24 protein-coding genes are annotated in these 21,070 nt (G+C 64.3%); 13 read left to right on the forward strand and 11 right to left on the reverse strand.

Going from position 1 to position 21,070, the window contains the following annotated elements:
- The first annotated feature begins 303 nt into the window (after positions 1-303).
- The 4 genes from hemE to A8V01_RS27415 all read left to right on the forward strand — a co-directional run bounded on the left by hemE (position 304) and on the right by A8V01_RS27415 (position 4,049).
- Positions 304-1,329 carry a uroporphyrinogen decarboxylase gene (hemE, locus tag A8V01_RS27400; RefSeq protein WP_103099395.1) on the forward strand — a complete coding sequence of 342 codons (1,026 nt, stop codon included), beginning with the start codon at positions 304-306 and terminating at the stop codon, positions 1,327-1,329.
- Between the two features lie 34 nt (positions 1,330-1,363).
- Positions 1,364-1,804 carry a CopD family protein gene (locus A8V01_RS27405; RefSeq protein WP_103099396.1) on the forward strand — a complete coding sequence of 147 codons (441 nt, stop codon included), beginning with the start codon at positions 1,364-1,366 and terminating at the stop codon, positions 1,802-1,804.
- Between the two features lie 244 nt (positions 1,805-2,048).
- On the forward strand, positions 2,049-3,305 hold the full coding sequence (rho, locus tag A8V01_RS27410; protein WP_103099397.1) for a transcription termination factor Rho: 1,257 nt from the start codon (positions 2,049-2,051) through the stop codon (positions 3,303-3,305).
- 21 nt (positions 3,306-3,326) lie between these two features.
- Positions 3,327-4,049 carry a TerC family protein gene (locus tag A8V01_RS27415; RefSeq protein WP_103099398.1) on the forward strand — a complete coding sequence of 241 codons (723 nt, stop codon included), beginning with the start codon at positions 3,327-3,329 and terminating at the stop codon, positions 4,047-4,049.
- Positions 4,050-4,111: 62 nt separating this feature from the next.
- On the opposite strand, the gene A8V01_RS27420 is transcribed toward A8V01_RS27415, so the two are convergent.
- Both A8V01_RS27420 and A8V01_RS27425 read right to left on the reverse strand, forming a co-directional pair.
- Positions 4,112-5,080 (reverse strand): quinone oxidoreductase family protein, encoded by a 969-nt coding sequence (locus tag A8V01_RS27420; RefSeq protein ID WP_103099399.1) that lies wholly within the window; start codon positions 5,078-5,080, stop codon positions 4,112-4,114.
- A 5-nt stretch (positions 5,081-5,085) separates the two neighbouring features.
- Positions 5,086-5,784: a dienelactone hydrolase family protein gene (locus tag A8V01_RS27425; protein WP_103099400.1), complete on the reverse strand. Its 699-nt coding sequence runs from the start codon at positions 5,782-5,784 to the stop codon at positions 5,086-5,088.
- A gap of 101 nt (positions 5,785-5,885) precedes the next feature.
- Here A8V01_RS27425 and A8V01_RS27430 point away from each other — a divergent pair, with 101 nt between their 5' ends.
- The 6 genes from A8V01_RS27430 to A8V01_RS27455 all read left to right on the forward strand — a co-directional run bounded on the left by A8V01_RS27430 (position 5,886) and on the right by A8V01_RS27455 (position 11,750).
- A complete protein-coding gene (locus A8V01_RS27430; protein ID WP_103099401.1) occupies positions 5,886-6,152 on the forward strand; it encodes a DUF6489 family protein in 267 nt (88 codons plus the stop codon).
- Positions 6,153-6,186: 34 nt separating this feature from the next.
- Positions 6,187-7,464, forward strand: coding sequence for a tRNA uridine-5-carboxymethylaminomethyl(34) synthesis GTPase MnmE (gene mnmE, locus A8V01_RS27435; RefSeq protein WP_103099402.1), 1,278 nt, complete (start codon positions 6,187-6,189; stop codon positions 7,462-7,464).
- Positions 7,465-7,532: 68 nt separating this feature from the next.
- Positions 7,533-9,380 carry a tRNA uridine-5-carboxymethylaminomethyl(34) synthesis enzyme MnmG gene (gene mnmG, locus A8V01_RS27440; RefSeq protein WP_103099403.1) on the forward strand — a complete coding sequence of 616 codons (1,848 nt, stop codon included), beginning with the start codon at positions 7,533-7,535 and terminating at the stop codon, positions 9,378-9,380.
- Positions 9,377-10,018, forward strand: a complete 642-nt coding sequence (gene rsmG / locus A8V01_RS27445; protein WP_103099404.1) for a 16S rRNA (guanine(527)-N(7))-methyltransferase RsmG — start codon at positions 9,377-9,379, stop codon at positions 10,016-10,018. The genes mnmG and rsmG overlap by 4 nt, the downstream gene beginning before the upstream one ends.
- Entirely contained in the window at positions 10,015-10,791 is a 777-nt protein-coding gene (locus A8V01_RS27450; protein ID WP_103099405.1) for a ParA family protein, read from the forward strand. The genes rsmG and A8V01_RS27450 overlap by 4 nt, the downstream gene beginning before the upstream one ends.
- Entirely contained in the window at positions 10,788-11,750 is a 963-nt protein-coding gene (locus A8V01_RS27455; protein ID WP_103099406.1) for a ParB/RepB/Spo0J family partition protein, read from the forward strand. Before A8V01_RS27450 ends, A8V01_RS27455 begins: the two co-directional genes overlap by 4 nt.
- A gap of 3 nt (positions 11,751-11,753) precedes the next feature.
- On the opposite strand, the gene A8V01_RS27460 is transcribed toward A8V01_RS27455, so the two are convergent.
- Together A8V01_RS27460 and A8V01_RS27465 are read right to left on the reverse strand one after the other, a co-directional pair.
- Positions 11,754-12,440, reverse strand: coding sequence for a glycine zipper 2TM domain-containing protein (locus A8V01_RS27460; RefSeq protein WP_103099407.1), 687 nt, complete (start codon positions 12,438-12,440; stop codon positions 11,754-11,756).
- 135 nt (positions 12,441-12,575) lie between these two features.
- The gene (locus A8V01_RS27465) at positions 12,576-13,058 is read right to left on the reverse strand and encodes a GAF domain-containing protein (RefSeq protein WP_103099408.1); all 483 of its coding nucleotides are present in this window, start codon (positions 13,056-13,058) and stop codon (positions 12,576-12,578) included.
- Positions 13,059-13,119: 61 nt separating this feature from the next.
- Here A8V01_RS27465 and A8V01_RS27470 point away from each other — a divergent pair, with 61 nt between their 5' ends.
- Entirely contained in the window at positions 13,120-14,607 is a 1,488-nt protein-coding gene (locus tag A8V01_RS27470; protein WP_103099409.1) for a PQQ-dependent sugar dehydrogenase, read from the forward strand.
- Positions 14,608-14,705: 98 nt separating this feature from the next.
- On the opposite strand, the gene A8V01_RS27475 is transcribed toward A8V01_RS27470, so the two are convergent.
- A complete protein-coding gene (locus tag A8V01_RS27475; RefSeq protein WP_103099497.1) occupies positions 14,706-15,545 on the reverse strand; it encodes a DUF815 domain-containing protein in 840 nt (279 codons plus the stop codon).
- Between the two features lie 49 nt (positions 15,546-15,594).
- Here A8V01_RS27475 and A8V01_RS27480 point away from each other — a divergent pair, with 49 nt between their 5' ends.
- Entirely contained in the window at positions 15,595-16,542 is a 948-nt protein-coding gene (locus A8V01_RS27480; protein ID WP_103099410.1) for an L-threonylcarbamoyladenylate synthase, read from the forward strand.
- A gap of 61 nt (positions 16,543-16,603) precedes the next feature.
- Here A8V01_RS27480 and A8V01_RS27485 read toward each other — a convergent pair whose 3' ends face one another.
- Genes A8V01_RS27485 through A8V01_RS27495 form a run of 3 tightly spaced genes read right to left on the reverse strand, consistent with a single transcriptional unit; the run spans position 16,604 to position 18,282 of the window.
- Complete coding sequence (locus A8V01_RS27485; protein WP_103099411.1) at positions 16,604-17,317, reverse strand: GIN domain-containing protein; 714 nt, start codon at positions 17,315-17,317, stop codon at positions 16,604-16,606.
- A gap of 25 nt (positions 17,318-17,342) precedes the next feature.
- Complete coding sequence (locus tag A8V01_RS27490) at positions 17,343-17,909, reverse strand: DUF1700 domain-containing protein (RefSeq protein WP_103099412.1); 567 nt, start codon at positions 17,907-17,909, stop codon at positions 17,343-17,345.
- The gene (locus A8V01_RS27495) at positions 17,899-18,282 is read right to left on the reverse strand and encodes a PadR family transcriptional regulator (protein WP_103099413.1); all 384 of its coding nucleotides are present in this window, start codon (positions 18,280-18,282) and stop codon (positions 17,899-17,901) included. Before A8V01_RS27495 ends, A8V01_RS27490 begins: the two co-directional genes overlap by 11 nt.
- Positions 18,283-18,460: 178 nt before the next feature.
- Between A8V01_RS27495 and A8V01_RS27500 the strand changes: the two genes are divergently transcribed.
- Complete coding sequence (locus tag A8V01_RS27500; RefSeq protein ID WP_103099414.1) at positions 18,461-18,742, forward strand: ribbon-helix-helix domain-containing protein; 282 nt, start codon at positions 18,461-18,463, stop codon at positions 18,740-18,742.
- On the opposite strand, the gene A8V01_RS27505 is transcribed toward A8V01_RS27500, so the two are convergent.
- From A8V01_RS27505 to murA, 3 genes are all read right to left on the reverse strand, one after another.
- Entirely contained in the window at positions 18,726-19,220 is a 495-nt protein-coding gene (locus tag A8V01_RS27505) for a metallophosphoesterase family protein (RefSeq protein WP_103099415.1), read from the reverse strand. The genes A8V01_RS27500 and A8V01_RS27505 overlap by 17 nt on opposite strands.
- Before the next feature lie 182 nt (positions 19,221-19,402).
- On the reverse strand, positions 19,403-19,609 hold the full coding sequence (locus A8V01_RS27510; protein WP_103099416.1) for a hypothetical protein: 207 nt from the start codon (positions 19,607-19,609) through the stop codon (positions 19,403-19,405).
- A 70-nt stretch (positions 19,610-19,679) separates the two neighbouring features.
- Entirely contained in the window at positions 19,680-20,963 is a 1,284-nt protein-coding gene (gene murA, locus A8V01_RS27515) for a UDP-N-acetylglucosamine 1-carboxyvinyltransferase (RefSeq protein ID WP_103099417.1), read from the reverse strand.
- Between the last annotated feature and the right edge of the window lie 107 nt (positions 20,964-21,070).

Consider the following 21,070-nt stretch of genomic DNA (forward strand, 5'->3'; position numbering starts at 1 on the left):
TGTGGATATGTGGCGGCATAAACCATGGGAGGAGCCCGGTGACAACTCGGGTCGGGCTTTTCCTGCCCGCTATGGGGATTCACCGAGTCAGTTTCTGTACAGGGCGACTGACTCTTCCCACACCCTGTGGACAAGGCGAACAACCTTTCGTTGACTCAACCGGGGCCAAGAGTCGCATCTGACTCTTCGACCTGTTCATCCGGGGGTAAATCGGGCAAGGCGGGCCAATCCCCGATATCCACAGGGCCAACAGACTCCATCATCCTTTTATAAAATTTCTATTTTTTGTTTGGACGTGACGCGATGCCCGGAATTCTCCTCGACACTTTGCGCGGAAACAACGCGCGCAGGCGACCGCTTTGGCTCATGCGGCAGGCGGGCCGATACCTCCCGGAATACCGCGAACTACGCGCCGAGAAGGGCGGTTTTCTGGCGCTGGTCTATGATACCGACGCCGCCGCTGAAATCACCTTGCAGCCGATCCGCCGCTTCGGTTTCGACGGTGCGATCCTGTTTTCCGACATTCTCATCGTGCCTTACGCAATGGGCCAGGATCTTCAGTTCCTTGCCGGCGAAGGCCCGAAGCTGACTCCGCGCCTTGTGGATCACGCGCTTTCGGGGCTGACTCAGGTGCCCGAACGACTGTCCCCAATCTACGAAACGGTGCGGAAGGTTCGCGCCGAACTGGCTGTGGACAAGACGATGCTGGGTTTCGCGGGTTCGCCCTGGACCGTCGCGACATATATGGTCGCCGGCGAGGGAAGCCGGGATCAGCATGACACCCGCGCGATGGCCTATCGTGACCCTCAGGCCTTCGGTGCGATCATCGATGCGGTGATTCAGGTGACCGTGGAATACCTGTGCGGCCAGATCGAGGCGGGCGCAGAGGCCGTGCAGCTGTTCGATTCATGGGCGGGCAGTCTTTCGCCTGCGCAGTTCGAACGCTGGGTGATCGCCCCCAATGCCGCGATCACGGCTGCCGTGAAGGCGCGCCATCCAGAGATTCCGATCATCGGCTTCCCCAAGGGTTCGGGCGAAAAGCTTCCGGCCTATGCCCGCGAAACGGGAGTCGACGCGGTCGGAATCGATGAAACCATCGACCCGATCTGGGCCGCGCGCGAATTGCCCGAAGGGCTGCCGGTGCAGGGCAATCTCGATCCGCTGCTGCTGCTTGCAGGCGGCGATGAGCTGGACCAGCAGGCCCGCGCGGTGCTTGACGCCTTCGCGGACCGTCCCCACGTCTTCAATCTGGGCCACGGCATCGGCCAGCACACCCCGATCGCGAATGTCGAGCAACTGCTCGCCATCGTTCGCAACTGGGAGCGTTGAGGGAAGCGCTGCGACGCGCTAAAGGGCAGGCACCATGGCAATTCTCGCAAGTCTCTACCCCTGGCTGAAGGCCGGGCACGTCATCTTCGTGATCTTCTGGATGGCGGGGCTGTTCATGCTGCCGCGCTATTTCGTCTATCATCAGGAAAGCGATCCCGGCTCGGCGGAAGAGGCGCGCTGGGTCGATCGTGAAGCGAAGCTGCGCAAGATCATCCTGACTCCCTCGATGATCCTCACGTGGGTTCTGGGCGTGCTTACAGCGCTTGCGCTGGGTGCGTTCAGCGAAGGGTGGCTTCATGCCAAGCTGCTCTTCGTGGTGGCGCTTTCGGGCTATCACGGCTGGCTGGCCGGCTATGCCAGGAAGCTGGCGCGCGGCGAACGACCGCTGACCGGCAAGAAACTGCGGATGTTGAACGAGATACCGGGCCTTGCCGCCGTGGTGATCGTCATTCTGGTGGTCGTGAAGCCGTTCTGACGACCGCGCCGTAATTCCTGCCGTGTGGCACTGTACGGCGGCAGGGATTTCGATTCACCCCATCGTCCTGCCGCTCTGCGGATTGACTCGTTGACCGGGCGAGCGCGAACGCTTATCTGAACCGCGTTCCGGCAATGGGGCGAGAGCCTTTTCTCCTGCCCGGATCCGCTTTCCCCAAGCCCATTGATCCCGCCGCGACGAACCATCTGGCCGACACTACAAATCCATCTGGAATTCACCAAAAATGCATCTCAAAGAACTCAAGAAAAAGTCATCGGCCGAGCTGGTCGAAATGGCAGAGGAACTGGGCGTTGAAAGCGCCTCTACGCTGCGCCGTCAGGATCTGATCTTCGCCATCCTCAAGGAAGTGGCTGAAGACGGCGAAGAAATCATCGGGCAGGGCACCATCGAAGTGCTGCCGGACGGTTTCGGCTTCCTGCGCAATGCCGAGGCGAACTATCTTGCCGGGCCGGACGACATTTACGTCTCGCCCAATCAGGTCCGCAAATGGGGCCTGCGCACCGGCGACACCGTCGAAGGCGAAATCCGCGCCCCCAAGGAGGGCGAGCGCTACTTCGCCATCACCAAGCTGCAGAGCGTCAACTTCGACGATCCTGACGCCGTGCGCCACCGCGTCAACTTCGACAACCTGACGCCGCTCTACCCGAACGAGCGCCTGCGCCTCGACACCCTGGACCCGACGGTCAAAGACAAGTCGGCCCGCGTGATCGACCTCGTAAGCCCGCAGGGCAAGGGCCAGCGCGCCCTGATCGTCGCGCCGCCGCGCACCGGTAAGACCGTGCTGCTGCAGAACATGGCCAAGGCCATCACCGACAACCATCCCGAGGTGTTCCTCCTCGTCCTGCTCGTCGACGAGCGTCCCGAGGAAGTCACCGACATGCAGCGCAGCGTGAAGGGCGAGGTCATCTCCTCCACCTTCGACGAACCCGCGCAGCGCCACGTCCAGGTCGCCGAAATGGTGATCGAAAAGGCCAAGCGCCTGGTCGAGCATAAGCGCGACGTGGTCATCCTGCTGGACTCGATCACGCGTCTGGGCCGTGCCTACAACACCGTGGTGCCTTCGTCGGGCAAGGTGCTGACCGGCGGTGTCGATGCCAACGCCCTGCAGCGTCCCAAGCGCTTCTTCGGCGCCGCGCGCAACATCGAGGAGGGCGGTTCGCTCTCCATCATCGCAACCGCGCTGATCGATACCGGCAGCCGTATGGACGAAGTCATCTTCGAAGAATTCAAGGGCACGGGTAACTCCGAAATCGTCCTTGATCGCAAGGTTGCGGACAAGCGCATCTTCCCTGCGCTGGACGTCGGCAAGTCCGGCACCCGCAAGGAAGAACTGCTGGTGCCCAAGGACCAGCTCACCAAGATGTGGGTGCTGCGCCGCATCCTCATGCAGATGGGCACCGTCGACGCGATGGAGTTCCTGCTCGACAAGATGAAGGACTCCAAGACCAACGAGGACTTCTTCTCGACGATGAACCAGTAAGCCGGGCGGGGAGCAGCGATCGTGAGCATCCTCTCCCTGCTTGCCGCCGCAGTGCCCGAGATTCAGGGCCCTGCGGTGATCTGGCAGCACATCGTCAACGACTTCTCGAATATCGGCACTCCGGCGGCGCTTTCGGCGTTCCTGCAGGTGCTGATGATCGATGTCGTGCTGGCGGGCGACAACGCCATCGTCGTCGGCGCGCTGGCGGCGGGGTTGCCCTCGGACCAGCGCCGGAAGGTGATCGCCATCGGCGTCATCGCCGCGCTGGTGCTGCGCATCGGCTTCGCGCTCGTCGTGACCTGGCTGCTGGGCATCGTCGGCCTGATCTTCGCGGGCGGGCTGCTGCTGCTGTGGGTCGCCTGGAAGATGTCCCGCGAACTGAAACACAGCCCGGCAGAGCATTCGACAGGTTCGCCCGAGATCGAAGGGGATGAGACTTCCGGTCTCAAATCGCCCAAGAGCTTTGCCTCGGCCGCGATATCGGTGGCGGTGGCCGACGTTTCGATGTCGATCGACAACGTGCTGGGCGTGGGCGGTGCCGCGCGTGAGCATCCGGGCATCCTGATCGTGGGCCTCATCGTCGCGGTCGCCATGATGGGCCTCGCGGCCAATTTCATCGCCCGCTATATCGATCGTTACAAGTGGATCGGATGGGTCGGTCTTGCCGTCATCCTCTATGTGGCGGTGAAGATGATCTACGAAGGCTGGGTGGACCCGGCGCTCGGCATCGTCTCGCTGTTCTGAGAAAAACGAAAGGGCCCGGAGCGATCCGGGCCCTTTCTCTTTATCCGTTGCCGATCAGGGAATCAGGGCAGCAGCACCGTAGAGCCCGTGGTCGCCCGGCTTTCCAGCGCGCGGTGCGCTTCTGCCGCGTCGGACAGTGCGAAAGTCTGGCCGATTTTCACCTCCAGCACGCCTTCGGCGATCCGCGCGAAGAGTTCGTCCGCGCTTTCCTCCAGCGCCTCGGGCGTAGCGACGTAGTGCGCCAGCGTCGGGCGCGTCAGGAACAGCGATCCGCCGCGCATGAGGTCGAGGATCGAGATCGGCGGCACCGCGCCCGAGGCATTGCCGTAGCTTACCATAAGGCCCAGCGGGGCAAGACAGGCAAGCGAGGCATCCCAGCTGGCCGCGCCTACGCCATCATAGACGACGCTGCACATCTGGCCCCCGGTGATTTCGCGCACGGCGTCCGGCAGTTCCTCGAACGAGCAGGTGAGCACGTGCGGTCCCGGTACTCCGGCGGCTTTCTCCGGCGATCCGACATGCGCGATCACGGTCACGCCGTTGTCGATCAGCCAGGGCACCAGCAGCGAGCCGACGCCGCCTGCGGCCGAGTGGACAAGGGCGATATCGCCTTCTTCCGCCGGGAAGGTCTCTTCCGCCAGATAACAGGCGGTCAGACCTTTCAGCATCACGGCGGCGGCAACCTCGGGCGCGATTTCTTCGGGGATGCGGATCGCCTTGTCTGCCGGGATCGCCCGGTGAGTGGCATAGGCGCCGCCGTTCTGCGTGGTGCCCACGCGCTCGCCGATGGTGAAGCGCTCCACCCCTTCGCCCAGCGCGATGATCCGCCCGACGCTTTCCGATCCCAGCGCGATCGGCAAGGCATCGGGGTATAGCCCCTTGCGATAGTACGTATCGATGAAGTTGAGGCCGACGGCCTCCGTCTCGATCACCACTTCGCCCGCAGCGGGGGAGGGGACGGCGAAATCCTCGCGCTCGATCACTTCGGGCCCGCCGTGCGAGCGCACGACCATGCGATATGCGTCAGTCATCGCGATTATCCTATGTGCTGAGCAAAGAAGGCTTCGGTGCGGCCATCCGCCAGCTGCGCACCCGCTTCATCGCGGCGCGCGCCGATCTCTGCGGCAAAGCCGTGGTCCAGCCCTTCGTAGTCGTGCAGTGTGACCTTGGGATGATCGTCCAGACCATCGTGCATCGCTTGCCGAGCGGCGGCGTCGACGAAATGGTTGGCGGTGGGAATGTGCAGCATCAGCGGCTTTGCGATGGCGTGCTTTTCGCCGAGCATTTGGTCGATCATGACGCCATAGTAGCCCACAGAGGCGTCGATATCGGTGCGCGCTGCGGCCATGTAGGCGATTTTACCGCCCATGCAGAAGCCGACGAAGCCGACCTTGGCGACCTGCTTTTCGCGGCGAATCCAGTGGATCACGGCTTCGATGTCCTGCATGCCAAGGTCGAAGTCATGGGCTGCCATATGGTCCAGAGCGGCCTGCATTTCCGCTTCGATATAAGGGCTTAGCTCTATACCCGGCTGCTGGCGCCAGAACGTGTCGGGCGCAACGGCGAGGTAGCCCTTGGCGGCCCACTGATCGGCCTTGTGGCGGATTCCTTCGTCCACGCCGAAGATCTCCTGCTGCACGATGATCGCGCCGCGCGGCGTTCCTTCGGGTTCAGCGACATATGCGGGGATCGTGCCGCCACCGTCCAAAGTAGGAATCGCGGTGTTTGTGGCCATGTCTGTTCTCCTGTTCGCTTTGCGGCGAGTAAGGCACTTGCAATGGACTTTGCCAAGCGCATGTGTCAGTCATACTGCGATAATTGAGCAGGAGCCGCGCGATGAAGGTCAATGTCGAGGTCGAATGCTCTCCTGAAGAGGCACGCCGATTTCTGGGGCTGCCGGACGTGACGCGGGCCAACGAAGCCTACGTGGATGCGCTGACGAATGCGATGCAGGGCACGACCAATTTCGACCAGTTGAACGAACTGACCAAACAGGTCGCGCCGATGGGCCAGATGGGTCTCAAGCTGTTCCAGCAATTCCTGGAAAATGGCGTGGCCATGGCCATGAGCGGAACCGGAACCAAGCCCAAGAAGGGCGAGTAGCGCTGCGTCCGGCTCCCTGCTAGGCAGCGCCGGAATGGACGATACCATCTTCGCACTTTCCAGCGGCTCGCCGCCTGCCGCCATCGCAGTGGTCCGCATCAGCGGGCCTTGCGCGGGAGAGGCGCTCACGCGCCTTTCCGGGAGCATTCCGCAGCCTCGCCGGGCCAGCTATCGTGCCTTGAGTGTTTCACGTGAAACAGTGCTCGATCATGCTCTGGTGCTCTGGTTTCCCGGCCCCAATACCGCAACGGGCGAAGATCTTGCCGAACTGCACCTGCATGGCGGAAAGGCCGTGGTTGCTGCGGTAGAGTCTGCGCTGACCGAACTTCCCGGTCTGCGGCGGGCGGTCGCAGGCGAATTCACCCGGCGTGCATTTGCCAATGGGCGCATCGACCTTGCCGAAGCCGAAGGGCTGGCCGACCTGCTTTCGGCGGAAACCGAATTGCAGCGGCGCAGCGCGGTGGCCATGGCGGGTGGTGCCTTGTCCCGGCAGGTTGACGACTGGCGCATGCGGGTTCTCACGGCATCGGCTGCGGTTGAGGCCGTTCTCGATTTCGGGGATGAGGATGACGTTGCAGACCTCCCCGCAGACTTCCTTACACGCATCGATCATCTCGCGGCCGAGGTAGCCGACTGGCTTTCGCGTCCCCGTGCAGAGACTCTGCGCGAAGGGTTTCGCGTGGTGCTGGCGGGTCCGCCCAACGCGGGCAAGAGCACGCTGTTCAATGCGCTGGTTGAGGATGAGGCGGCGATCACCGCGCCGCTTGCCGGAACGACACGCGATGTTCTGACGCGCGCGGTGGCGATTGGCGGGGTTCCTTTCGTATTCGCCGATACTGCAGGCCTGCGTGACGAGACGGACGACGTGATCGAAGCGATCGGCATCGACCGCGCCCGCGCCGCGCTCGATCGGGCGGATCTTGTGCTCTGGCTTGGCGCGCCGGGGGAGGGCCCGGCGGACGCGTGGGAAGTTACCCCGCAGATCGATACCGCAACGGCGCCATCCAATCCCGCCGCGCGTCACGCGATTTCGGCGGTGACTGGAGAGGGCCTGGATTCGCTTCGCGGCGATCTGGTGGAGACAGCGCGAAGCACGATGCCGCGTCCCGGTGATGCCGCGCTGAACGCCCGGCAGCATGCCTTCCTGGCTGATGCGGAGGTGGCATTGCGGTCAGCGCGGCACGAACGTGATCCGCTGCTTGTTGCCGAATGCCTTAGGCGCGCGCGCGTGGCGTTCGACGGGCTGGTGGGCCGCACGACCACGGAAGACATGCTCGATGCGCTTTTCGGGCGGTTCTGCATCGGAAAATAAGCGATGTTCCACGTGGAACATGCCGAGGTGCTTTGACGTGAAATCCGCGACGCGGTAAAGGCCGCTTCATGCACTCCTTCGACGTGATCGTGATCGGCGGCGGCCATGCCGGCTGCGAGGCGGCGGCCGTGGCCGCACGCATGGGCGCGCGCGTTGCGCTTGTCAGCTTTGACCTCGATGCGGTCGGGGCGATGAGCTGCAACCCCGCTATCGGCGGGCTGGGGAAGGGGCACCTTGTCCGCGAGGTTGATGCCTTCGATGGGTTGATCGCCCGTGCAGCCGATGCAGCTGCGATCCACTACCGCATGCTCAACCGGTCGAAAGGCAGCGCCGTTCAGGGGCCACGGGTTCAGGCGGACCGCGTATTGTTCAAGGCGGCGATTCAGCGGCTGCTGAAAGAGCAGGGCGATCTGACGCTGGTTGCCGGAGAGGCCGCCGCGCTGGTGCTCCAAGGTGGTCGGGCGGTCGGCATCGAACTGGCGGACGGCACCCGGCTGACCGCGCCCGCAACGATCCTGTGTACCGGCACCTTCCTTGGCGGCACGCTGTTCCGAGGCGAAGAGCGTCTGGTTGGCGGCCGTATCGGCGAGGCATCGGCGCAGCGGCTTGCCGCCCAGATGCGTGAGGCCGCGCTGCCGATGGCCCGCCTCAAGACCGGCACGCCGCCCAGGCTCGATGGTCGCACGATCGACTGGTCCCGCCTTGATGAGCAGCCCTCCGACGGCGAAAGCTGGACCATGTCGGCGATGGAGCAGCGGCGCACGGTGCCGCAGGTGTTCTGCGCGATCACCCGCACCAATGCGCGCAGCCATGACGTGATCCGCGCGAACCTTCATCGTTCGCCCCTGTTTTCGGGTGCGATCGGGGCACAGGGGCCACGCTATTGCCCTTCGATCGAGGACAAGATTCATCGCTTCGCCGATCGCGATGGGCACCAGATTTTCCTGGAGCCGGAGGGGCTTACCACGCATCTGGTCTATCCCAACGGCATCAGCACGTCCTTGCCCGCCGATGTGCAGCTGGAAATGCTGCGCACCATGGACGGGCTTGAAACGGTGGAGATGGTGGTTCCGGGCTATGCCGTGGAGTACGATCATATCGATCCGCGCGCCTTGCGCACCAGCCTTGAACTGCGCGAAATTCCCGGCCTCTATTGTGCGGGGCAGATCAATGGGACTACCGGCTACGAGGAGGCCGCTGCGCAAGGTCTGGTCGCAGGACTGCATGCGGCGGCGGCGGTTTTGGGCCGTGATGGACCTGCGCTTGATCGGGCGAACAGCTACATGGCGGTGATGGTGGACGATCTGACGCTGCACGGCGTCAGTGAGCCGTACCGAATGCTGACCGCGCGCGCGGAGTATCGTTTGCGTCTGCGCGCCAACAACACGACAACGCGGCTCACTCCGCTGGCAATCGCGGTCGGCGCAGCTGGCGCCGCACGCCGCGAATGGTTCCGCCGCCGCGAAGAGGCGAGGGCGGCACTGGGCGCTGCCTTCGACGCTCCGCTGGCGTCGACCGAGCTGGCGGCGGCAGGACTGCCGGTGCGGTCCGACGCAGGGCGTTTGCCGCTGCGCGAATGGCTGCGCTTCGGCGGCGTCGATATCGCGGGACTTTCGCCATGGATCGATCCTGCCTTGCGGGCCGATGCCGACCTGCTTGAAGAGATGGCCGAGGACGCAGCTTACGCGCCCTATCTTGAACGGCAGGAGCGTGAACTGCGCGACTTGCGCGCCAGTGAGGCGCTGACGCTTGGTGACGATTTTCCGTATGACCGGATTGCCGGCCTTTCGCGCGAGATGGTCGAGCGGCTCACCCGTGCCCGCCCGGCAACCCTTGCAGCGGCAGGGCGCATTCCGGGAATTACTCCGGCGGCGCTGGCGGCGCTGCTTGTCCACGCCCGCAGGGAGGCTGCGTGATCACCACTGAAGACGAAGCGCGCGAATGGTTGCGCGCGCTGCCCGAATGCGATGCTGCGGCGATGGAACGGCTGGAACTTCTGGTTGCCATGCTGGCCGAAGAGAACCAGCGCCAGAACCTTGTATCTGCGGCCAGTCTCGATCAGGTCTGGCTGCGGCACATCGTCGATAGCGCGCAACTGCTGTCGTATGTTCCACGTGAAACATCGACGCCGTGGATGGATCTGGGAACCGGGGCAGGATTCCCCGGCCTCGTGATCGCGGCGCTTCGGCCGGAGTGCGAGGTGATCATGGTCGAGTCGCGCGCGCGGCGAATCGAGTGGCTCGATCGCGCGCGAATCGCGATGGGACTGGATTGTGCATCTGTGGTCGGGCAACGGCTTGAACTTGTCGAAACGCGTCAGGCGGCAGTCATCTCGGCGCGTGCTTTTGCGCCTCTTGAAAAATTGCTGACGTTATCCGCCCGATTTTCCACAAGTGACACCGTGTTCCTGTTGCCCAAAGGGCGGTCTGCCGGTCAAGAATTGGAAGACCTTCGCAAGTGGCGGCATGTGTTCCACGTGGAACAGTCCCTGACGGACCCGCAGGCAGGCATCATTGTCGGCACGCTCGCCGGCGGGAAGGGTAAGAACGGGTGATTCGCATTGCCATCGCCAACCAGAAAGGCGGCGTCGGAAAGACGACGACGGCGATCAACGTCGCAACTGCGCTGGCGGCCACCGGCTGGAAGACCCTGCTGATCGATCTTGACCCGCAGGGCAATGCCTCCACCGGCATCGGAGTAGGGGCTTCCGAACGTGAGGCGTCATCCTATGACGTTCTTGTCGACAAGGTGCCGGTATCGCAGTGCGTCATGCCGACGCGGATACCCAATCTTGATCTGCTTCCCGCAACGGTGGACTTGTCCGGGGCCGAAGTCGAACTGGTCAGCGCCGATGATCGCGCGCATCGCCTGCAACGCACGCTGACGCCTGAACTTGGCTACGATGTCTGCCTGATCGACTGCCCGCCTTCGCTGGGCTTGCTGACGCTGAACGCGCTCAATGCTGCGGACACGCTGCTGGTGCCTTTGCAGTGTGAGTTCTTTGCGCTCGAAGGGCTCAGCCAGCTGCTGCAGACGGTGGAGCGGGTGCAGCAGCGCTTCAACCCGGACCTTGGCATCATCGGCATCGCGCTGACCATGTACGATCGCCGCAATCGCCTGACGGAACAGGTTTCCGACGACGTGCGATCGGTGCTGGGCAAGCTGGTGTTCGAAACCGTCATTCCGCGCAACGTGCGGCTCTCCGAAGCGCCGAGCCATGGGGTTCCGGCGCTCATCTACGATCACGCTTGCGCCGGCAGCCGCGCCTATATGGCGCTTGCCCGTGAGCTGATCACGCGACTGCCCGAAAAGAGGAAAGCGGCATGAACGACGATTCCATCGTGCGCTTCAGCGTACCCCAGCCCAAGGCGGCCGGGCAGAAGCCCAAGGGTCTTGGCCGTGGCCTTGGCGCGCTGCTGGGCGAAACCCGGCGCGAGGAGCCGGTGGCGGCGACGGGCGAGGGTGGCACGGTAGCCCCTTCACGTGGCGGTCTGGCGGTGCTGTCGATCTCGGACATCAAGCCCGATCCGCATCAGCCGCGCCGCTATTTCGAGGAATCGGCGCTGGAAGAACTGGCCGCGTCGATCGCGCAGCGCGGGGTGATCCAGCCCATCATCGTGCGTCCGCTCGACAATGGCCGCTATCAGCTGGTGGCCGGCGAACGTCGCTGGCGCGCGGCGCAGAAGGCGCAGCTTCACGAGATTCCGGCTCTCGTTCGCGAGCTGTCGGACCGTGAGGTCATGGCGCTGGCGCTGATCGAGAACCTTCAACGCGAAGATCTCAACCCGATCGAAGAAGCGCGCGCTTACAACCGCCTTGCCGAATTGGAAGGCATGACCCAGGCCGAGATCGCCCGGATGGTCGACAAGAGCCGCAGCCATGTCGCCAACTTCCAGCGCCTGCTGGCGCTGCCGGATGGCGTGATCGGGTTGGTCGAGAAGGGCGATCTGTCGATGGGCCATGCCCGCGCGCTGATCGGCTGCGACGATGCAGAGGACATTGCAGAGGCCGCCGTCTCCAAGCAGATGTCGGTGCGCGACGTGGAAAAGCTGGTCCGTAAGAAGCAGCGCGGCGATGCGGCGCCCCGTCGCTCTGCCCGCGCAGCGCGCAATGCGTCCGAAGACGCGGATATCGCTGCGGTGCAGAACCACCTTGAGGAATTCCTCGGCCTGCCGGTGAAGATCAGCGCTGATGCCGATCCTTCGACCGGCACCGTAACGATCCGCTATGCGACGCTCGATCAGCTGGATCTGATCTGCCAGCGGCTGACCGGCGGCGCCATCTGACGCTTACCTGATCGGCACCCGCTTATCGGGAACGATCTTCACCCGCTTGTCCGGGACCACTTTGGTCCGGCGCGGGATGGCGCGACGGGCAGGGCGGACCGGCACGTCTTCATAGACGTATTCGATGGTCTCGGTGCAGTTCGGCTTGGGCTGGGCGACCGGGACTATCATCATGGGCTGCGTCATGCAGCAACCCTGCTGGGGGTAGCCATAAGCCGGGTAGTAGCCCTGCGGTGCACCATAGCCGGAGGCATAGCTCGACCCGTAACCTTGACCATAGCCCGGCCCATAGCCCGGATAACCGCCCCCGGTCTGGTAGCGGGCGTAGTAATCGTCGAGATAGGCTTCGCACTCGTCACGGTTGCGGCCGCGATCCTCGGCCTTGTCGATCGCGGCTCCGGCGACGGCACCAACGGCAGCGCCAGCTACGGTGCCCACCGTGCGATTTCCGCGCCCGGCGATCCGGTTGCCGGCAAGCCCTCCGACGACACCGCCGATGACAGCGCCGCCAACCCCGGAATCGCGAGAGGAAAGGCGCTGGCGGCAATCGGCGAGCCATGCTTCGCGCGGGTCGTAGCCGCTGTCGTGGTTGTAACCATAAGCCGGGGGCTCAGGCCAATCATGCGCAAGCGCCGGGGATGCGGTGAACGACAGCGTCGCAAGGACGACGGAATGCAGGGGAAGACGCATCGATGGCACCCTTTCGCGAAAACGACAGGGCGCGAAAAATCAGCCCCGTCAGTTAACGCGAAATTTAGCATCGTGATCCCCGCAAAACCAAGCATCTTGCGAGAAGGTGGGGGTAATGTCCCGTTTTGACGCGGTTCAGATCGCCAGCGCGACGACTTGCGCCAGAAGCTGCATTCCGGCGGCGTCTTCATCATCGAAGCGGCCGGGAGTGGGGCTGTCGAGGTCGATCACGGCGATGACCTTGCCGTCGCGCAGGACCGGCACGACCAGTTCGGAGCGGCTGTCCGCATCGCAGGCGATATGGCCGGGGAAGGCGTGGACGTCCGGCACGACCTGCGTGGTGCCAAGCGCCGCAGCGGTGCCGCACACGCCGCGGCCGAACGGGATGCGGATGCAGGCGGGCTTGCCCATGAACGGGCCGAGCACCAGTTCATCCGCTACCGTGCGGTAGAAGCCGGCCCAGTTGAGGTCGGGCACGAACTGCCAGATCACCGCAGCCAGGTTCGCCATATTGGCGATGGCATCGGGTTCTCCCTGAACCAGCGCATCGGCGGCGCGGGCAAGGGCGCTGTAGAGTTCGGGCTTGGGAAGGTCGGCGTCTGCGGCAAAGTCGTACATGAGGGCGCATTAGCGCAACTCTCTGTTGTCGGCCAGCCAGAGCGGTTCTATCTCTTGGTGCATGAATCCGATCGTCAAGAAGACCGCCATCGCCTCTGCCGTGATCGTCCTGGCTGCCGCCGGGTTCGTGTACTGGGGCGTCCATTCCAACACCTCGGAGCTGCCGAGCGATGCGACCATGGGCAAGAACCCGCAGCTGGTCGAACCCAAGCCGCAGTGGATCCCCAGCATCAAGCTGGCCAAGCCGGTGGGCTGGGCGGCCGGTGAAACGCCCAAGGCTGCGGCCGGGTTGACGGTTTCGCGCTTTGCCGAAGGGCTGGATCACCCGCGCACGATGCTGACGCTGCCTAATGGCGATATCCTTGTCGCCGAAACGAACGCGCCCCCGCGTGAAGGTGCGCCGGGCTTTACCGCCTTCGTCAAGAACGTGATCATGGGCCGGGTCGGCGCGGGCGATCCTTCGCCCAACCGCATCGTCCTGCTGCGCGACGCCGATGGTGACGGCAAGGCCGAAGGGCGCTACACCTTGCGCAGCGAAGGTCTGCAATCGCCCTCAGGCATGGCCTATCGCGACGGCAAGCTGTACATCGCCAATCACGACGCGGTCTATGAATATGCCTTCACGCCGGGCGATACATCGCTGCCCGGCAAGCCGCTGCGCAAGATGATGGACATGCCGGGCGGCGGGCACTGGATGCGCAATCTTCTGCTGAGCCCGGACGGCAAGCACCTTTACGTCGCGGTGGGCTCCAAGACCAACATCGCCGATGAAGGCACGGAGGCCGAAACCGGCCGCGCGATGATCTGGGAGGTCGATGTGCAGACCGCGCGTCGCCGCCAGTTTGCCGTGGGCATGCGCAATCCCAACGGCCTGGGCTGGAACCCCTCCACAGGCGAGATGTGGGCCACGGTGCAGGAGCGCGACATGCTCGGCCCCGATCTCGTGCCGGATTACCTGACCAACGTGCCCGTGGGCGCGCAGTACGGCTGGCCGTGGGTCTACTGGAAGGACACGTTCGATGAACGCGTGCAGTGGCCGATGCAGACCTACATGATCGAATATACCCGCAAGCCCGAATATGCGCTGGGCGCACATGTTTCGGCGCTGGGGCTGACCTTTGCCAATGGTGGCAACCGCATGGGCCAAGGCTTCGAGAACGGTGTCTTCATCGCCCGTCACGGTTCGTGGAATCGCCGCCCCTCGGCGGGCTACGACGTGGTGTTCATCCCCTTCGACGCCAATGGCAACCCGAAGGACGTCAAGCCGCAGCCGGTGCTGACCGGGTTCCTCAAGGACAATGGCGATACGCACGGTCGTCCCACCTGGGTCACGTGGGACAAGGGCGGTGCGTTGCTCGTCAGCGACGATACCGCCGGGATCATCTGGCGCGTGGTATCGCCGGGGGCGCAGCCTTCGCCGGAGATCAAGCCGGTCGTCACCGAGCACATGAAACCGCGTGAGGACATCAAGGACCCGACTTCTCCGGAAGAGGCGGCGAAGCTGATGGGTGGTTTCCGCAAGGAAGATGACAGGCTGCTGCCGCAGTAAGCAGAAAGACGAAGCTGTCGTCGTCGAGCCTGCATCACAGTGGCTACGCGCACGACGACGACAGTTTCGGGGTGCAGGGGTGGGTATTAGCCCCTGCGTTAAATCGTCTTTCCTGCCCGTCCTGCCAGTTCGTTGACATACTGCCAGGCCACGCGCCCCGAGCGCGCCCCACGCCGCCGCGACCATTCCAGCGCATCGGCAGGCTCCCACTCCAGCCCGAATTCACCGGCATAGCCGCCGATGATGGCAAGGTAGGAATCCTGATCGCAGTTGTGGAAGCCGATCGACAGGCCGAAGCGGTCGGCCAGCGCCAGCTTTTCGTCCACCGCGTCGCGCGCGTTTATGGGATCGTCCTGTTCCGCCATCGAGCGGCCGACGATCGCGCGGCGGTTCGACGTAACGGCAAGGCGCACGTTGGCGGGGCGTGCCTCTACGCCGCCTTCCAGCCATGAGCGCAGGATGCGCGGGCCGGCACCATCGCCTTCCTCGAAGCCGAGATCGTCGATGAAGACGAGGAAGCTGCGGTTCACCTTGCCCAAGGCGGCGAACAGGTCAGTCACGCCGGAAAGTGCTTCCTGCGCCACCTGAACCAGCGCGATGCGGCCGGGGTGTGCGGCGTCGGCGGATTTGACGGCGGCGCGCAGCAGGGCGGACTTGCCCATGCCGCGCGATCCCCACAGCAGCATGTCGTGCGCGGCATGACCGGCGGCAAGGCGCTCCACATTGGTGACGACGCGGTCCTTCTGGCCGTCGATCCCGCGCAGGAGGGTGAGTGCCGGGGCATCGAGGCGTTCCACCGGACGCGCCGCGTTTCCGGTCCATACATAGGCGGGGTGTGCCAGCCAGTCGGTGACCGCCGGTGCGGGCGGAACGAGGCGTTCCAGCGCTTGCGCGATGCGGGTGAGAACCTGAGTATGCTCGGCAGGCTGGATCGTCATCTTGTGCATGTCCTTGGCATTCGTCGCCGTGGGGCTATAGCGGCGGGGTATGGACCACGCCACCCAACCCGAGATGCTTGAAGCAGGCCCCGCCGGGATTGCCGTCGCCGCGCGGCTGTTGCGGGAAGGGGGCCTTGTCGCGGTGCCGACTGAGACCGTCTACGGCCTGTCCGCAAGGGCCGACCGGGACCAGTCCGTTGCGGCGATCTATCGGGCCAAGGGACGGCCGAGCTTCAATCCGCTGATCGTCCACGTGGAAGACCTTGGCTCTGCGCGGAAGCTGGCCGAGTTCGATGCGCGGGCATTGGCGCTGGCTGAGGCATTCTGGCCCGGTGCCTTGACCATGGTGTTGCCCCTTCGCGAAGGGGCTCCGGTTGCGGCGGCCGTCACTGCCGGGCTGCCGACGATCGCGCTGCGCTGTCCGGCCCATCCGGTGATGCGCGCGGTGATCGCAGCGACCGGTCTGCCCATCGCGGCGCCGTCCGCCAATCGCAGCGGTGGTGTGAGCCCGACCGAGGCGGCGCATGTGGTAGCCTCGCTTGGTGCGAACGTGGATGCCGTGATCGATGGCGGGGCGTGCGAGGCCGGGCTTGAATCCACGATCGTCGCGCTGCGGGAAGGGGGACGCTGGCAAGTGCTGCGCCCCGGTCCCATCGCCGAGGATCGCATCGCGGCTGTGCTTGGCGGCGCAAGCGAGCCTGTGACCTTGCAGGCGATCGAGGCGCCGGGGCAACTGGCAAGCCACTATGCGCCGGGCAAGCCGGTGCGGCTCGATGCTGTCGAGGCTGAGGCAGATGAGTTTCATATCGGGTTCGGCAGTGTGCGCGGGGATGTGTCCCTGTCGGCCACGGGCGATCTGATCGAGGCGGCATCGCGCCTTTATGCGCTGCTTCATGCCGGAGCGAGCGCGCCTCAGCCGCGTATCGCCGTTGCCCCGATCCCGGAAGGAGATATCGGCGCGGCCATCAACGACAGATTGCGGCGCGCGGCGGCCTGATATGAAAAGCCCGCGCCGTCAATGACGGCGCGGGCCTTCGTTGTTCCACGTGGAACGTTTCTTAGTAATCGTGGTCGATATCGCCGATGCCGTTCATCCGGCTGCGCAGCGTTGCCGGCTTGCGGACGAGGGTGACGTTGCCCGCGCCGTTGATTTCCACATCGACCACGCCGGTCGCGCCGATGGTCACGTCGCCCACGCCGTTGATGCGGATCGTGGCGTCGCGGCCTTCGACCTTGCCCAGATCGAGGCTGCCAGCGCCGTCGGAGGTGACGAAGGTCCGCGCGACCTTGCCCGAAGCTTCAAGGTCGATGGCGCCGCGGGCGTTGATGCGCAGGGCTTCCTGATCGAGCCCGTGCAGGTTAACGTCGCCCGGTGCGTCAAGGTCAAGCCCGGCGATCTCGGGGGCGGTGATCCGCACCTTGAGGCCGCGATGGATCCGGGCGGAGCCATCGATCGAAAGGCGCCCGTTTTCCCAGACCAGCCGGTCGACGACGCCGGCAGGGCCTTCCACGGTCATCTCGGCCTTGTCGCCACGGATGAATTCGAGGTCGACCGGGACTTCCATGGCCAGCTGGCTGCCCGACTGGATGGCGAACACGCGGGTCTTGCGGGGCCCCTGATCGTGGTGGCCGGAGTCATCGTCGTTGAAGTACCAGCCGTTGGTCTGGAACTCCTGTCTCATTTTCTCGCCGCCGATGGTCCAGGCGAGGGCGAAGGCGGCGATCGACAGGATCAGGCCGCTGGCGAATACGATGAGCAGTTTCCTGAGCATCTCTTGGTCCTTCCTATCTTTCGCGTCAGTCTTCGGAGTGGATTGCGGGTTCGAGCACGCGGTAGTGCAGGCGGCCGAACCACATCAGGGCATTGACGATCCAGACCCCGACCAGCGTGAGCAGGGCGCCGATGGCGACCGATGCGCTCATCATGCCAAGGCCGCAGAGCAGGGCGACGAGGATACCGCCGGGAAAGCCGCTGAACGGCCCGACGATCAGCACGAAGCCGCCGGCGATGAAGATCGCCAGAACCGCCACGAACAGCCCGAACAGCACCCCTAGCACCGGCAGCACGATCGGCAGCAGGATCAGGATGTCGATCGTGGCCAGCCCCATGAAGGCGATGATCGCGCTCCAGGCCGCGCCGGGCGTGCGTTCGCTCTTCCAGTTGCGGAAGCCGGTTTCGAAGCGCAGTTCGCGGGCCAGACGGCTTGGGTTTCCGAGGGCCGCGGCGACCTCCTCTTCGCTGCGGCCCTCGGCGAGTCCGGCTGCGAAGTGTTCTTCGTAGTCGGCGACGATATCGTCGATGGCGTCCTGGGGCATGCCCTTGAGGCCCGCCTTCAGGCGCTTGATGAATTCATTACGCATCATGGCCGGGCTCTCCTTCCTGAACTGGGCCTTCCTGAACTGCTGCCACTTCGGTGGTGGAGTCGTCGATCAGTGTGTCGACGGCCTTGGTGAAGCCGCGCCATTCGGCGACTTGCTCGGCAAGGCGCGAGCGGCCGGTTTCGGTAAGGCTGTAATACTTGCGCGGCGGGCCGGAGGGCGATTCCTCAAGATAAGTCTTCACCAGACCTTCGGACTGCATGCGGCGCATCAGCGGGTAGATCGTGCCTTCGCCCATATCGACCGCGTCGGCCATGCGGCTTGCGATCTCGTAGGCGTAGCTATCCCCCCGCGAGAGCAGGGCCAGGACGCAAAGGCCCAGCACCCCTTTCTTCAACTGGATTTCGATTTCGGACATCGAATCATCTCCTGCGGATGTCCATTGTGTATAGCCAGCTACTGTGTGTTGCAAGATACCGTGCATGGAAAAATACAGGTCAAGGCAAGATACCTTGCTATAGAATGGTATCGGCTAATGAACTTCGGCGGATTTCAGGGGTTTTCGGCGGGGGGAAGGGCAGCTAAATTGAGCCGAGATGCCCACGCCCTATCATCCTCCGGTCAAGCGCTCGGTCGAAATTGCCGGTCACAAGACCTCGATCAGCCTGGAACCCGTGTTCTGGGAACTGCTCAAGCAGGCCGCCACGCGTGAAGGTGTGCCGGTGAACGCGCTTGTGGCGCGCATTGACGCGGAACGACTGGAAGCCGAAACACCGCCGGGGCTGGCGGGGGCGGTCAGGGTGTGGCTGGCAACTTCGGCGCTGGCCCGGCGATCACGGGACGGTGATCACGGGATGGCGATCACGCGGCCCGGCTGAGCCTTGCTTCACCCGCGCCGAGCATCAGCATATCAAGGCTGACCGGACCCCAGCCGATCTCATGTATGGCGACGCAGGTGTGGCCCTTGCGCTGCCAAGGGTGCCGGGTGTGGCCGTGCAGTACCCGCGTATCGCCCTCCGGCGCCTTCGTGGGGTCGTTGATGAGCGTGATGGTGCCATGAGCCGTATCGAGGCGCCGCACGTCGCAAACGCTGGCATAGCGGCCTGTAGCCAGGCAGTTCCACGGCAGGGGATCGCCGGAAGCGCGCACCAGATGCTTGACTCCAGGCAGGCCGCCGAGGTGGACGGGATTGCCGACGTTGCCAAGGATCCACACGATGTCGTCAGCAGCAACACGAGCGCGCCAGACCTCGCAGATGCGGCGGGCCATTTCGGTATTGTCGGGAAAGCCGTAGGGAATCGCGTGAAGGGCGCTGTCGCCGTTGAAGTTCAGGTCCGCGACAAAGTGGATCGCCATCGTCTTCTTCCCGTTCCGGAGGCGGCCATCCCGGCGCTCCGACAAGGGTTTCAACGGCTTAGGTGAACAAATCGTTCCCCCGTCCCTAAGGGGAATCGGTCGAAGCGCGGCCGTTTGCGACAGGCAGCAAAAAGGGCAGGGAAGCTGTGCTTCTCCCGCCCTTGATGCGACCACATCGGTATTCAGTAAGTCGAGGGCGGATCGCTTGCAGGGAAGCTTTCATCGACGGCCTCGTCAGTCTTGTCCCAGCTGCGCGGCGGTGTGGTCATGTGTTCCGGACCGGAATCGCGAACACCGCCTGCAAACTGGGCTTCCTGCTTCTTTTCAGTGGCATATTTGTAGAGGGCGTAGCCGACCGCACCGGCGGCCGCCAACTTGATCAGGCCCATGTCGTCTCTCCTCTCGGCAATTCAACCGGGGCAACGCGCGATGGGCCTGACTTGTTTCCGGACTGTTGCCTCAGTCGCCGCCGACACGTTCGATCTGCGCGCCGACCAGTGCGAGCTTCTCCTCAAGCCGCTCATAACCGCGATCGAGGTGGTAGAGGCGGTGAACCTGCGTCTGGCCCTTTGCGGCAAGACCGGCGATGACCAGGCTCATCGAGGCGCGCAGATCGGTAGCCATCACATCGGCGCCGGTCAGCCCGGCAACACCGTGGACGATAGCCGTGCGGCCCTTGGTCTCGATCCGAGCGCCCATGCGGTTGAGTTCGGGAACGTGCATGTAGCGGTTCTCGAAGATCGTCTCGGTCAGCACGCTGGACCCTTCGGCCATGCACAGCAGCGCCATCAGCTGGGCCTGCATGTCGGTGGCGAAGCCGGGGTAGGGGGCGGTGGAAATTGTCACCGGGCGCAGCTTGCCGTCGGAAGCGACGTGGAGGCCGTCTGCCCTGGGCTCGACGTGGACGCCCGCGTCGCGCAGCGCCTGCACGGTGGCTTCCATGTCTTCGATCTTCGCACCCTTGAGCAGCACTTCACCGCCGGTGATGGCCGCGGCGCAGGCGTAGGAACCGGCCTCGATACGGTCGGGCATGACCATGTAGGTCGCGCCGTGCAGGCGATCGACGCCGTGGATGGTAAGGTCGCTGGTGCCGATCCCTTCGATCTGAGCGCCCATCGCGACAAGCAGGTTGCACAAGTCGACGATTTCCGGTTCGCGCGCGGCATTGTGCAGGGTGGACTTGCCCTTGCACAGCACCGCGGCCATCAGTGCGTTTTCGGTGGCGCCGACGGAGACGACCGGGAACGAATAGCGCCCGCCCGGCAGGCCGCCGTCCGGCGCGATCGCCTTTACGTAGCCCGCCGCCATCTCGATTTTCGCGCCCAGTGCTTCAAGCGCCTTGAGATGAAGGTCGATCGGGCGGTTGCCGATGGCGCAGCCGCCGGGCAGCGACACGGTCGCCTCGCCCATGCGGGCCAGCATCGGGCCGAGAACCAGGATCGAGGCGCGCATCTTGCGCACCAGATCGTAAGGCGCGACCGAACTGGTGATGCGCGTGCCCTGCAGGGTCATGACGCGGCCGAAGTCTTCCGGGCGGCTGCCGGCGATCGCGGTGGAGACGCCGAACTGGTTCATCAGGTGCTGGAAACCGTCGATGTCCGCAAGGCGCGGCAGGTTGCGCAGCGTCAGCGGTTCTTCGGTCAGCAGCGCGCAAGGCAGCAGCGTAAGCGCGGCGTTCTTCGCGCCGGAGACGGGAATGGTGCCGGTAAGGCGCTTGCCGCCCTCGATGATGATCTTGTCCATGCCAAGTCCTTTAGCGTCTTGCGCGCGGGCTTCAACGGGAGGGCATGCAAATTCGCGGCGGATTAAAAGTTGGGTGCGATGCAGCAATGCGATTGTTGCGCTGAAAC

Origin of the sequence: Novosphingobium guangzhouense, assembly GCF_002896965.1 — a bacterium.
Taxonomy (GTDB): domain Bacteria; phylum Pseudomonadota; class Alphaproteobacteria; order Sphingomonadales; family Sphingomonadaceae; genus Novosphingobium; species Novosphingobium guangzhouense.